The organism is Nocardia sp. NPDC004278 (assembly GCF_053602975.1).
Window position 1 is genome coordinate 213,718 of record NZ_JBSGEQ010000011.1, and the last position, 13,164, is coordinate 226,881.

A 13,164-nucleotide genomic window follows, 5' to 3' on the forward strand; every position below is an offset into this window, starting at 1 on the left:
AGGGCCCACCCAGTGAGAAGTCTCAGCTCTCGGCGGCTTTGCGGTAGCCGCGAACGGCGAAGGCGCCGAAGGCCACGGCGAGCCCGATGGACCAGGCCATCGTCTGCAGCAGCGGGATGGCGACGGGGCCGCCGATCGTGCAGCCGCGCATCGCCTCGATCGCACAGCTCATCGGCTGGACTCGAACTATCGGCTGCAGCCAGCCCGGATAGTTCTGCACCGGAGCGAAGCCGGAATTGAAGAACATGCCGAGCAGGACGAGCGCCGAGAACAGCTGCACGACCTTATTGCCCGCTTTGCTGACGCCGACCGTGATCACCATGGTCGCGAAACCGGGTATGAGCAGCACCGGAACGGCGAGCGCACCGAGCACGCCCAGCCAGCCCTGGTGGAAGCGCAAGCCGAGCGCGATACCGAGGGCGACCACAATGATCGTGGCGATCAGCGTGCGCCCGCATTCGGCGAGCAGCCTGCCGACCAGTCCGGCCGCGCGGTGCACCGGCAGCACCCAAAAGCGCCGCAGCAGACCGCTTTCCCGCTCGGCGTAGAGCGAAAGCCCGGTGCCCATCGCGCCGTACATCGCGCCGGTGACCGCGATCATCGGGACGAAACCGTAGATGGTGTCCACACCGGAGGATGCGCTGAGGAATTTGTTGAGCACCAGCTGGTACATCAACAGCAGCAGCACCGGCAGGATCAGCGTGGAGGTCAGCACCTCCTGCTCGCGCGGCCAGCGCCGCAGCAGTCGGCCCGTTTCGACGAGACTCTGGTCGATCAGTGTCTTCATGGCCGCCGCCTTTCCACCAGGACCGAGACGGCGGTGAACGCCACGATCAGGCCGAGGATCCAGGCCAGCGCAATCGCGACGGCCGAGGTGTAATCGCCCGCGGCGAGATCGCGCAGTGCGGCTGCCGCCTGGGATACCGGCTGATTGCGCACAAAAGGCTGGATCCATCCCGGAAAGCCCTCCGCCGGAACGAAACCCGTCGACATCATGATCAGCAGCAGTTGTGGGGCCAGCAGTGCCGATGCGCCGATCTCCGGCTTACCGGTGGCGACGCCGAGTGCGTCGGCACCGATCACCAGTGCCACACCGAAGGCCAAGGACAGTGCGGCGAAGGTGAGAGCCGCGGCCCCGCCGTCGAATCGGAAGCCGAAGCCAGTGCCGATCACCAGCGCTCCGGCGAGCCCGGCCAGTGCGCGGACCAGATTCGCCGACATCCGGGCGGCCAGCGGGATCCAGGAGCGCACCGGCATGGAGCGCATGCGAGTTCCCATGCCGCTGAAAGTGTCTCGGGCGGCGCGATCACCGGCCGACATGGCGGTGAAGAACATGCTCTGCAACACGATCACCGGCAGCAGGTACTGGGCGTAGTCGGCACCGGTCTGCTCCATCGACTTGCGCAGCGGGACGTAGAAACAGAGGAAGAAGATCATCGGACCGAGGCAGCCGAAGGCCAGATCGCCCTCGCGCAGTGCCGCGCGCACGGTGCGCCCGCTCAGTGCGCTCCATTGCATTCCGGCTGGTATGGAGGATATTTCGGTCATGCGGTCAGCGCTGCCGGTGCGTCGGTGGTGAGCTCGATGAAAACCTCGTCCAGCGATGGTCTGCGCAAGGCGATATCGATGAGTTCGATGCGGGCGTCGGTAATGCGGCGCAACGCTTCGGCCAGTGTGGCCGCGCCGTCGGGTGCGGGCAGCGAAACCCGGTCCTTGGATTCGGCGACGGTGACCGCGCCGAGGCCGTGGAGCGCGGTGACGACGGCGGGCACGTCGGCCGCGTCGACCGGGACGACCTCGCAGTAGCTCGAACCCGAGCGGGCCTTGAGTTCATCGGCGGTGCCCTCGGCGATCACCCGGCCCTTATCGATGACGATGATGTTGTCGCTCAACGCATCCGCCTCTTCGAGGTATTGCGTGGTGAGCAGGATCGTCACGCCCTGTTCCCGCAGCGAACGCACCAGCGACCAGACGCCCTGCCTGCTCACCGGATCCAGGCCGGTGGTCGGTTCGTCGAGGAAGACGACCTTCGGCGGGCGGACCAGGCCGCAGGCGATATCGATGCGCCTGCGCATACCGCCGGAGTAGCCGCCGACGCGGCGGTCGCCGGCCTCGGTCAGGTCGAATTGTTCGAGCAGTTCGGTGGCGCGAACCCTGGCCTGCTTCGGGCGCAGGCCCATCAGGCGGCCGAACAGGACCAGGTTCTCCCGACCGGTCAGCACCTCGTCGAGCGCCGCGTATTGGCCGGTGAGCATGATGGATGCGCGCACGGCCGCGGCCTCGCGCACCACGTCGTATCCGGCCACCAGTGCGCGGCCCGCATCGGGTTTGGTCAGCGTGGACAGTATGGAGACCGTGGTGGTCTTGCCCGCGCCGTTCGGGCCGAGCACTCCGAGCACACTCCCGGCGGGTGCCGCGAAGGTGAGGCCGCGCACGGCGTGGACGTCGCCGAAGGACTTGTGGACGTCCTCGACCGCAATGGCGTTATCAGTCGCGTTCATCGTTCTCCCGGTGCTGCGTTGGGCAGGGCGGCGGCCACCGCGGTGACGCAGCGCTGCCAGATGGTGGTGAAGCGGTCGATCTCCGCGGTATCGAAAAGTGAGTCGCTCCAGCGGAACAGCGTGGCCAGCTGGGGTCCGTCGACACCGGGGTACACCGCGGTGACGAGGTCGATGGCGTAGCGCAGCGGCATATCCGGTTCGGGGGCGATCGGAAGGCGTTGGTGCAGGCCGAGATCGGTGATCGGGGACCATGGTCGCGATGCGCTGGCGGCGAGGTCCATGCGGCCGAGGTAGTCGAGCATCACCTGTGGATCGGGCTGCGGCGCGGTGTCACCGTAGGTGAGCAGGCCGTAGTCCAAGCCCTTGTTCGGGACACTGTCCAATTGGGTGCCAATGGCTTTCAGCAGACTCGCCACCTCGGCCGGATCGGCTTCGGCGCCGATGATGTCGAGTGCCGAGCCCGCGCCGACGCGCAGCGGATAGACGGTGGTGAACCAACCGACGGTGCGAGCGGTGTCGACACCGCCGACGGTGGCGTCTTCGCGGCCGTGTCCCTCCAGGGCCACCAGTGCGCCGGTGGTGGCGTCCTGGTTTCGTTCGAATCGCCAGGTGGTGAGTGCGATCGTCAGCGCGGTGAGCAGGAATTCGTGCATGCCGATATCGGCGCCGAGGCGGTCGAGGATGCGGCGGGTGCGGTCGGTCGGCGCGAACGATGGGGTGATCCGGTAGGAGGACCAGGTGTCGCGGGTCGGATCCGGGTGGCGCCGGCCGAGTTCCGGATCGGGGCCGGTCAGCTGCGCTGTCCAGAAGTCGCGTTGGGCGAGTACTTCCGGTGCCGTTCGGCGCTCGTGCAACAGTTCGGCCCAGCCTCGGTAGCTGGTGCATTCCGCTGCGATGGTGGGGATTCGGCCTGCGCTGAGCTGTGACCAGGCATCGGCCAGATCCGCGAGGATGATGTGCCAGGAGACGGGGTCCACCGCGAGGTGGTGGATCGACAGCAGCAGTATGTCGGTGCCCTCGAAGCGGACGACCTGCATCATGGTGCCCGTCAGCGGATCGATACGGTCGATCGCCGCGCGCGAATGCTGCGCGAGCACGGCGGCGAAGTCGCCGGGTACCGGGACCTCCCGCACGATATCGGCGGCGCGCACGCTACCCGGCGCCCTGGTTTCGAGCCGGTGCCCGTCCGCGGTCGTCGTCAGCCGGGCGCGCAGCATGTCGTGGGCATCGAGTAGGGCCTGTAGTACCGATTCCAACTGCGGCCGGTCCAGTTCGGCGGGCAGCGATATCAGCGTCGAGAGTGCGAGCCTGCGGAAACCGCCGTACTCGTACATCCAGGACATGATCGGCGTCGGACGTACCTCACCGAATTCGACCGGGGTGCGCACCGACTCCTGATGTGCCACACGGGAATCGATTGCGACGGCCAGGTCACGGACAGTGTGGTTGGACATGACCGCGGCCGGGCTGACGGATAGCCCGGCACGGCGCACCGCGTTCACCAGTGAGATGGCGACAATGCTGTCCATGCCGAGCGCGATGAAGTCGTCATCGATGCCGGGCGCTGTCCCACCCAGCACCTCGGCGAGGGCGCGACACAGCGTCCGCTCGGTATCGGTATTCGGTGGGGTGCGACCGGCCGACCCCCGCAGTGCCTCCTGGCCGAGTGCGTTCAGCGCGCGGATATCGAGCTTGCCATTGGAGGTGACCGGGAGCTCCGGCAGCGAAATGATCCGGGCCGGAACCATATATCCGGGCAGCTGTTCGGCGAGGTCGGCGCGCAGCGTGGCCGCATCGGCCGTCGCACCGACCGCGAAGGCGACGAGGCTGGGGCCGCTGGGCCGCTGCACCACAACGACCGCGCCCGCACGCACCTGCGGCAGCCGCAGCAAAGCCGTTTCGATATCGCCGATTTCGATCCGGTAGCCGCGAATCTTGACCTGGTCATCGGCCCGACCTAAATAGGCGAGGTTGCCATTCGGCAACTGCCGCACCAGATCGCCGGTGCGATACATGCGCGCACCCGGCCGGAAGGGGTTCGCGACAAAGCGGTCGGCCGTGGTGGCGGCCTTACCGATATAACCGCGCGCCACCTGGGCACCCGAGAGGTACAACTCACCGATGACGCCGTGCGGCACCGGCCGCAGCATGGCGTCCAGGACGTAGGCGGACATGCGATCCACCGGTCCGCCAATGCTCGGCTGCGCATTGCCGGGCTGGTCGCGACCGGTGTTCACCGTCGCGACCACCGCCTCGACGGTGGTCTCGGTGGGGCCGTAGCAGTTGTAGACGGCGGTGCCGGGCAGGGTGCGCAGCCGCTCCCACATGGGCGCACCGATGGCCTCACCGCCGAGCGCGAGCACGGTCAGCCGCTCACCGTCCACCAGACCGGCCGCGGCCAGCTGGGTGAACATGGACGGCGAGGTGTCGATCATATCGATCTCGTGCCCGACGATGCCCTCGACCAGACCCTGCGCATCACGCATTTCGGTCTCGTCGAACAGATGCACCGCGTGGCCGTCGAACAGTCCGATCATCGGCTGCCAGGAGGCGTCGAAGCTCAGCGACCAGGCGTGTGCGATCCGCAGTCGGCGGCCTAGCCGGGCCACGGCCGGACGGTAGACACGGTCTCGGTGATCGGCGAAATAGCTGCTGAGGGCGGCGTGCGTGCCCATGACGCCCTTGGGTTCGCCGGTGGAGCCGGAGGTGAAGATCAGGTATGCGGCGGTCTCCGGGTGGATCGGCCGGTAGGGCGAAATGGGATGGTGCGCGATCCGCTCGGCAACGGCGGGGTCGTCGAGTACCAGTAGCGGGCGCTCGTTCTCGCCGAGCAGGTGTGCGCAGTCGCCCACTGTCAGGACGAGTTCCGGGCTCGCCTGACGCAGGATGGATGCAATGCGCGCGGCCGGCGCCGAAATATCCACCGGCACATAGGCGCCACCCGCCTCCAGCACTGCGAGGATCGCGACAATCGATCGCGCTGATCGCGGAAGCATCAAGGCCACAACCGTTTCCGGTCCGATGCCGTGCGCGACGAGCTCGCTCGCCAGCTGCCCGGCAACTTCCCGCAGCTCACGGTAGGAATAGCGCGCGGTGCCGGTTCTCAATGCAACCGCGTCCGGGGTCCGGTCGACCTGGCTCAGGAATAGTTCGTAGACTCCTGCGGCCTCATGCAGCCCGGCAGTACTCGAAGGCGATTCGATCCCGATCCGCGCCTTCTCTTCGGCCAGCAGCACATCCACCGTATCGGGACTCGCATCGCCATGGTCGAGCAGCTGGCGGAGCACCGACAGGATCCGCGCGCCGATATCGGCGACCGAAAAGTGCGGCAGCGCTTCGGCAATCGCCTCCAGCATCACCACGAGCGTCCCGTCGTTCAGGTAGGAGACCACCGAAAGCGGGTAGTGCACCAGGCTTTCCATTGCGACCGGCAGGAAGCGGGTGCCATTCGCGGTGACGATCGGATCGGTGGCCGCGCCGATGGGCGCGTTCTCGAAGACGAACAGCACATCGAACAGCGCACCGTGACCGGCCGCGCGCTGAATGGTCGACAGGCTCACGTATCCGGCATCGCGCATGGCCGCCGATTCACGCTGCAGTTGCGCGCACTGCTCGGCGACCGTGCGGGTGCCATCGATCAGGACGCGGGCGGGCACGGTATTGATGAACAGCCCGATCATCGTCTCCACACCGGGCAGCGCATCCGGGCGACCAGAGATGGTGGTGCCGAAAACGATATCGCGTCGATCGGTGAGCCTGCCGAGCACGACCGCCAAGGCGTACTGCACAACGGTATTGAGAGTCAGGCCGTTCGACCGCGCCCAGTGCACCAGCCGCGCGGTTTCGGCGGTGTCCAAGCCGAATCGGCTGCGGCGCGGAATCGCCGCGCCGACCTCGGTCGCCGTACCACCAGCGAGAATGAGCGGACCGCTCAGTGGCGCAAGGTATTCGGTCCAGCTGCGGGTGATCGCGGCGGCGTCCTGTACGACGAGCCAGCCGATGTAGTCGCGGTAGGGCCGGACGGGCGGTAGCGAATCCGCCTGTCCCCCGGCCTCGTACACCGCGATGAGCTCGCGGAAGAACACCGCGACCGCCCAGCCGTCCATCAGGATGTGGTGTGCGGTGACGATCATTCGACGGCGCTCATCGGGCAGCGCGACCAGCGTAATGCGCAGGGCCGGGCCGCGACCGAGGTCGAACCGCTGCTGCCGTTCGGCCTCGGCGATGGCATCGAATTCCTCCGGCCGGGCAGAGATTTCGAGCCACGGCAGATCCACCCAGGTCGGCACGATCTGCACCGGCTTGGGTAGATCCTTATCCCAGAACGAGGCCCGCAGGTTGGCGTGTCGCTCCAGGATCACCTCCGCGCTGCGCCGCAGCATCGGCACGTCGATCGGACCGCCGATATCGATGACGAACTGCATGGTGTACAGATCGACCCCGTCGGCGGCCAGTCGCGCCAGCGAGAACAGGCCCTCCTGCAGCGGGCTGAGCGCCAGCACATCCTCGATTTCGGCCGGAACGCTCCGGTCCACCTTCATCGCAACGCCTTTCGACCGATGGTCACCGCGATACCGCCACTCATCCGGCGAGCCGATCGGAAGCAGCCGCCCCTCATTGCGACTGCTTCCACGCCGCACCCAATGCGGCCAGTGCGTCCGAGCTGAGGCCGGACACAGTCATGGCGGCATGCTGGTGCCGGGCCGGTTCGGCGGGCCGATCGGTATCCGCTGGTACGCCATCGCTATTCGCGTCGTCCAGGGCCGTACCGAAGGTGTCTTCGATGGTCGTGGTCACACCCGCCGCTACCGCCGCATCGACCGCGGCCGCGAGTTCGGCGATGGTCAGGTGTTCGAATACCAGCTGCGGGGACAGCGGCAGTCCGATCTGGTTGGCGCGTGCCGACCATTGGATGCAGATCACGCTGTCGCCGCCGAGTGCGAAGAAGCCGTCATCGGCGGTGACGTCCTCGATTTCCAGCAGTTCCTCGAGAATCGAGATCAGCTGCTGTTCGGTATCGGTGTGCGCGGCATCGGAAGGCGCTGTGCCGGTGTCGACGATTGCCGTCACCTCGGTTGCGAAGGCGAGTCGCCCCGCCGTATCCCAACGCGCTCGCTGCCCGGTCCGGAACAATCGGCCTCCCGGCAGATACGGATCGTCGATGAAGGCGTCCGCCGACTCCTCGACATATCCGTCGGCGAGTCCGGCACCACCCACATAGACATCGCCGTGCACACCGGGTGCGACCGGACGCAAGGCGGCATCCAGAACCAGCACCCGAGCCCCCGGGATGGGACGCGCGTAGCCGCTTCCGTCGACCGCACCGCGCGCCACCGCGCCCGCGTATTCCCGGATCCGATAGTCGAAGGTGGCGATCGAACCGGCCGCGAGCGCGGGCAGCAGATCGGGCAGTGCGGCGGGCCACGCGGTTCCCGTGACCTCCCAGCTGCGCACCGACGGCAGCATCGAGATTCCGGTGTGCACGATCCGCGCAAGCGTGGCGGGTTCGGCGACCACGTGGGTGACCGCGTGCGCGCCGATCAATTCGACCAGTGCGACCGGATCGTCGCGCTGCGAATCGGTGGTGAAGATCAGCGTCGCACCATCGGCCAGCGCGGCCAGCAGTTCGACCTCGATCTCGGATCCCGACCATGGTGCGGCGACGAGTCGCACATCCGCCGAACCCGTTGCCCGGTCGCGTGATTCGGCACGGCGATCGGCGGCGACAGCGCGTCGATCGGCGACAGCGGCCGCGATGGCGTCCCGCGTGAACACCGCGGTAGGCGCATCGACACGCGAAAGTGCAATGTTCCCATCGGTATTCGTGATCGCGTCGAGCGTGGCCAGGCGACGGACCACTGCGGCCACCGACGCACCATCGGGCACAATCGCCCCGGCCCCACGATCGAGCTGTTCGAACAGCGCACCATAGCTGAGGGCTTCCGCACCGCAACGCACCGCGATCCGGTCGGCGGGAATGCCGCGCCCGCGCCGGATCAGCTCGGCGATCCCGGGCATCCAGGAAAGCTCGACGCCCGTGGCCCATTCGCCGAGCACCCGCTGACGCTCGGCGACGGGCATGATGTCGAGTTCGCCGACGGTGCTGTCGGGAGATTCCGCGAAGGCAGTGAGCACGCGGAGCATGCGCTGCGCGAACAACTCTCCGGTCGCGGGCTCATAGAGATCGGTATTGACGATCACACTGGCCTCGAAGCCGCCATCGGATCCCGCGAAGAAATTGATGCTCAGGTCGAGCAGCGAGATATCGAAGTCCAATGGCAGCACCGTGAGTGCGGTCCGCGCGTCGAGTCCCTGGGCCGCGCCGTCCCAGTTCTCCTCGCGGAAGTGCATCATGGCCTGGAACAGCGGATTCCTGGCCCGCGAACGGGCCGGGTTGAGCGCATCCACTAGACGCTCGATGGGGATGTCCTGGTTGCTGTACGCACCGAGCGCGATATCGCGGGAGCGCGCGAGCACGGTGCGCAGCGTGGGATCGCCGGACAGGTCATTGCGCAGCACCACCATATTGGCCAGCAGGCCGACCAGATTCGCGGCCGCCGGGTCGACCCGGCCCGCGATCGGGGTACCGAGCGGAATATCGACGCCAGCACCGAGTTTGTGCAGCAGTGTCGCGACCGCGGCCTGATACAGCATGAACTCGCTGGCCCCGCTCGCCTCGGCGACGGACTTCAGCTGCCCGCGCAGCGCGGCCGGGACCGCGAACGGCACCACCTGCCCGCTCTTGCTCAGTACCGCGGGGCGCGGCTTGTCCGTGGCGATATTGATCTGGTCCGGCAGACCGGCGAGTGCGCCGCGCCAGTAGTCCACCTGCGCATCGAGTGCATCGACCGCCTCACGCTGCCACAGTGCGTAATCCGCGTACTGCACGGCCAACGGTGACCACTCCGGTGCCGCACCGGCGGTGCGCGCCCGGTAGGCGATGGCGAGATCGTCGAGAATCGTCCGGAACGACCAGTGGTCGGCAACCAGATGGTGGACCAGCAGCGACAGCACATGGGTCCTGGTGTCCAGCACGAAGATCCGCGGCCGGATGAGCAATTCGCCATCCAGGGCGAAGCAGTGCCGACCCGCCTGCGCCAGCTCGGCGCGCAGCTGTTCGGGATCACTGAGCTCCGTCACCGGAATATCGATCGACCCGGCGGGCAGCACCGACTGATATGGCACGCCATCGCTTTCCGGGAATACCGTGCGTAGCACCTCGTGCCGAGCCACCACATCGGCGAGGGCGGCGGTCAGCGCGTCCAGCTCCAGCGGACCGTCCACCCGCACCGCGAACGGAATATTGCCGATGGCGCTCGGCCCCTCCAGCTTTCGCTGGAACCACAGCGCGCGCTGGGAGTAGGACAGTGGAATGCGTTCGGGTCTCGACCTTTTCCGCAGTGCGGGCACGGCGGCGGCGATGCGCGCCGGTGCCGCCTCGATGAGCGCGGCGAGCCCGGCCACGGTCGGGGTATCGAATGGCGCCCGGACATCGACTTGGACGCCGAACTCGGTGCGGATCTGCACGACCAACCGGGTGGCCAGCAGCGAATGTCCGCCGAGTTCGAAGAAGGAATCGTCCGCACCGATCTGCTCGCGACCGAAGATCTGCGCGAACAGCTCCGCGAGCCGAATCTCGGTGGCGGTGCCCGGCTCCCGATAGCGGTGGGTGGTGGTGCGCTCCGGTGCGGGCAATGCGCGCCGGTCCAGTTTGCCGTGCGCGGTCAGCGGAATCTCATCGATCACGGCGAACGCGCTGGGCACCATGTACTCCGGCAGCGTGGCCGCGGCATGGCGCCGAACGTCATCGATATCGAGTGCCGACTCCGAAAGTCCATTGGCCACCACGACATACGCGGCCAGCATCGCACCGACCGCCGCGTCGGCCACCGCGATGACCACACAGTGTCCGACACCGGGATAGGACGCGATGGCCGCCTCGACCTCGCCGAGTTCGATCCGGAAACCGCGCACCTTGACCTGCTCATCGGCCCGGCCGACGAATTCGATCTCACCATTGGCATTGCGCCGCGCGAGATCTCCGGTCCGATACAACCGCGCGCCGGATGCGAACGGATCGGCGACGAACCGCTCCGCGCTCGGTCCGGGCCGATTCAGGTACCCGCGCGCCAATTGCGCACCGCCGAGATAGATCTCACCGACCACACCCGGTGGCACCAGCTGCAGCGCCTCGTCGAGCAGATACACCGTGACGTTCTGGTTCGGCACCCCGATCGGCACGCTCCGGGTCCCTTGCGGGCCGTCCACATTCATATGCGTCGCGCACACCACGGCCTCGGTCGGGCCGTAGTGATTGCGCAGTTCCGCATCGAAGACACCGGCGAACTTGTCGGCCACCTCACCGGGCAGCGCCTCACCGCCCACCGGCACATGCCGCAGCGCACGCCATTCGCTCACCTCCGGCAGCAGCAGGAAGGTGCTCAACATCGACGGCACCATATGCAGCACGGTCACCCCGCAGCGGGTGATCAGCTCGGCGACATACGGAATATCGCGGAACGCATCGGGTTTCGGGATGACCAGGCGGGCACCGAGGGTCAGCGTCACGAAGATATCGAGCAGCGAGGCGTCGAAGCTCACCGAAGACGACTGCAGCAGCCGGTCTTCGCTGGTCATACTCCATTCCGCGACGAAGCCCGAGAGATGTTCGGCAATGGCGGCATGGGATACCGGGACGCCCTTGGGCTTTCCGGTGGACCCGGAGGTGTAGATGACATAGGCGAGGTGACCGGGCAGCAGTGGCCGCAGCCGGTCGGCATCGACCAGATCGGCGTCCGGAAGCCGGTCGGCCGCGGTCTCGGCGGCCGCCAACTCGACCCGGCCGAGCACCAGTCGGGGTGCGGCGTCTTCGACGAGATAGTCGATGCGCTCGTCCGGGTAGGCCGGGTCGATGGGCAGGTACGCCGCACCGGATTTGAGCACACCGAGCACCGCGACCACGAACTCGACCGAGTTGGACAGCCGCAATCCGACAATGTCCTCGGTACCGAGGCCCTGCCCGATCAGCCAGCGCGCCAGCCGATTGGCGCGACGATTCAGCTCGGCGTAGCCGAGTTCGGTATCGGCGCTGCCGCGTTCGGCCGGGGCGACGATGGCGAGCGCGTCCGGCGTTGCGGCGACCTGGTTTTGGAAGAGTGCGACCATGGTGGTCGGCTCCGCATCGACGATCGCGCCGTGCGACAGCGCCAGGATCGCAGCACGATCGGCCGCACCGAGCATATCGATATCGCCGAGCCGGCGATCGGGCTCGGCGAGCGCGCTGTCCAGCAGCTGCACGTAGTGGCCGAGCAGCTGCTGCACCAGTGCGCGGTCCAGATCGGCGATCCGGTACTCGGCCTCCAGATGGGCGCCATCGGCCTCCATGACCACGGTCAGGCCGAGCGGCACCTGCGCAACCGCGCTGCCGAGGTCCAGCAGCGTCGCGTCGACACCGTCGAGATCGAAGCCCTGCGCGCTCTTGCGTACCCCGAAGCCGAGTCGGACCAGCTGCTCCAGCCCGTCCCGACCGCCGACGCGGTCTGGATTCGCCGCGCGCACCACGCGATCGATGCCGACATGCTGATGGGCGAAGGCCCCGACACAGGTATTGCGAACGGATTCGGTGAAGTCGGCGAAGGTGCTGCCCGCGCCGATGGTGGCGCGCAGCAGCAGCGTATTGCCGAAATAGCCGATCAATGATTCGGCGGCGGCAGCGCGGCGCACGGTCACCGGTACCGAGACCAGGAAATCCGTTGCCGCGGTGTAGCGATGGATCACCGCGTCATAGGCGGCCAGCCACACCATGAACGGGGTAGCGCCGCGCGCACGAGCGAAAGCCTCTACTCGACCGACGAGCTCGGCCGACAGTGACACGGTGCAACGATCGGACTGCTTGGTCGCGACGGTGCGGACCGTGGCCGGACCGGGGAGTTCCAGGGATTCCGGTAGCGGACGCAGTGTCGCACGCCAGTAGTCGATATCGATGGCGTCGTCGTCGGTGCTATCGCCGAAGACCGCGATATCGACGAATTGCGCACGTGCACTGTCGGGCTCAGCCGGTGCGGTGCGATAGGCGTCGTTGAGTTCGGTGAAGAAGACCGCCCACGAGTCATCGTCCCAGCTGATGTGGTGCACGACCAGCAGCAGGGTGAATTCATCGGCACCGGTGCGCACCAGGCTGATGCGCAACGGCGATTCGGCCGCGAGATCGAAAGGGCGGCCGAATTCCCGACGCGCCAGTACTTCCGAGCGGCGTTCCCGGCCGGATTCCGGCAGATCGGTCAGATCGTGTGACTGCCAGGAGAATTCGAGATCAGACCGCACGATCTGATACGGCTCACCGTTCTCGTCGAGCCCGTAGGTGGTGCGCAGGATGTCGTGGCGGTCGACGACGGCCGTAATCGCCCCACGCAGCCGCGTCTCATCGAGTGCGCCGGTCAGCCGGTAGGCCACACAGATATTGAGGGTGGTGTCCTCCGGATCCCGGGTCTGCAGGAACCACATGCGCCGCTGTCCGGCCGAAAGTGGATGACGCACACCAGGTTTCGATCTTCGCATCGGTGCGGCCGTCGGTGTCGGTGCGGTCAGACCGCTTTCGGCCAAACGCTTGCGCAGCAGTGCCTTCCGGCGGTCCAGCACGCTCATGAGCTCGTTGTTCGACATC

At 67.2% G+C, this 13,164-nt stretch carries 5 protein-coding genes; all 5 read right to left on the reverse strand.

What is annotated here, in order from left to right; translation table 11 throughout:
• Positions 1 to 22 precede the first annotated feature (22 nt).
• The 5 genes from ACWEO2_RS19480 to ACWEO2_RS19500 all read right to left on the reverse strand — a co-directional run bounded on the left by ACWEO2_RS19480 (position 23) and on the right by ACWEO2_RS19500 (position 13,163).
• A complete protein-coding gene (locus ACWEO2_RS19480; RefSeq protein WP_452406581.1) occupies positions 23 to 787 on the reverse strand; it encodes an ABC transporter permease in 765 nt (254 codons plus the stop codon).
• The gene (locus tag ACWEO2_RS19485) at positions 784 to 1,548 is read right to left on the reverse strand and encodes an ABC transporter permease (RefSeq protein WP_452406582.1); all 765 of its coding nucleotides are present in this window, start codon (positions 1,546 to 1,548) and stop codon (positions 784 to 786) included. The genes ACWEO2_RS19480 and ACWEO2_RS19485 overlap by 4 nt, the downstream gene beginning before the upstream one ends.
• Positions 1,545 to 2,501, reverse strand: coding sequence for an ATP-binding cassette domain-containing protein (locus ACWEO2_RS19490; RefSeq protein WP_452406583.1), 957 nt, complete (start codon positions 2,499 to 2,501; stop codon positions 1,545 to 1,547). Before ACWEO2_RS19490 ends, ACWEO2_RS19485 begins: the two co-directional genes overlap by 4 nt.
• Positions 2,498 to 7,042, reverse strand: a complete 4,545-nt coding sequence (locus tag ACWEO2_RS19495; RefSeq protein ID WP_452406584.1) for an amino acid adenylation domain-containing protein — start codon at positions 7,040 to 7,042, stop codon at positions 2,498 to 2,500. The genes ACWEO2_RS19490 and ACWEO2_RS19495 overlap by 4 nt, the downstream gene beginning before the upstream one ends.
• A gap of 73 nt (positions 7,043 to 7,115) precedes the next feature.
• The gene (locus tag ACWEO2_RS19500; RefSeq protein ID WP_452406585.1) at positions 7,116 to 13,163 is read right to left on the reverse strand and encodes an amino acid adenylation domain-containing protein; all 6,048 of its coding nucleotides are present in this window, start codon (positions 13,161 to 13,163) and stop codon (positions 7,116 to 7,118) included.
• Position 13,164 lies beyond the last annotated feature (1 nt).

Excerpts from the sequence above, each read along its gene's own strand:
- ACWEO2_RS19480 (WP_452406581.1), bottom strand. The coding sequence starts at position 787 with ATGAAGACACTGATCGACCAGAGTCTCGTCGAAACGGGCCGACTGCTG.
- ACWEO2_RS19495 (WP_452406584.1), bottom strand. The coding sequence starts at position 7,042 with ATGAAGGTGGACCGGAGCGTTCCGGCCGAAATCGAGGATGTGCTGGCG.
- ACWEO2_RS19500 (WP_452406585.1), bottom strand. The coding sequence starts at position 13,163 with ATGTCGAACAACGAGCTCATGAGCGTGCTGGACCGCCGGAAGGCACTG.
- ACWEO2_RS19490 (WP_452406583.1), bottom strand. The coding sequence starts at position 2,501 with ATGAACGCGACTGATAACGCCATTGCGGTCGAGGACGTCCACAAGTCC.
- ACWEO2_RS19485 (WP_452406582.1), bottom strand. The coding sequence starts at position 1,548 with ATGACCGAAATATCCTCCATACCAGCCGGAATGCAATGGAGCGCACTG.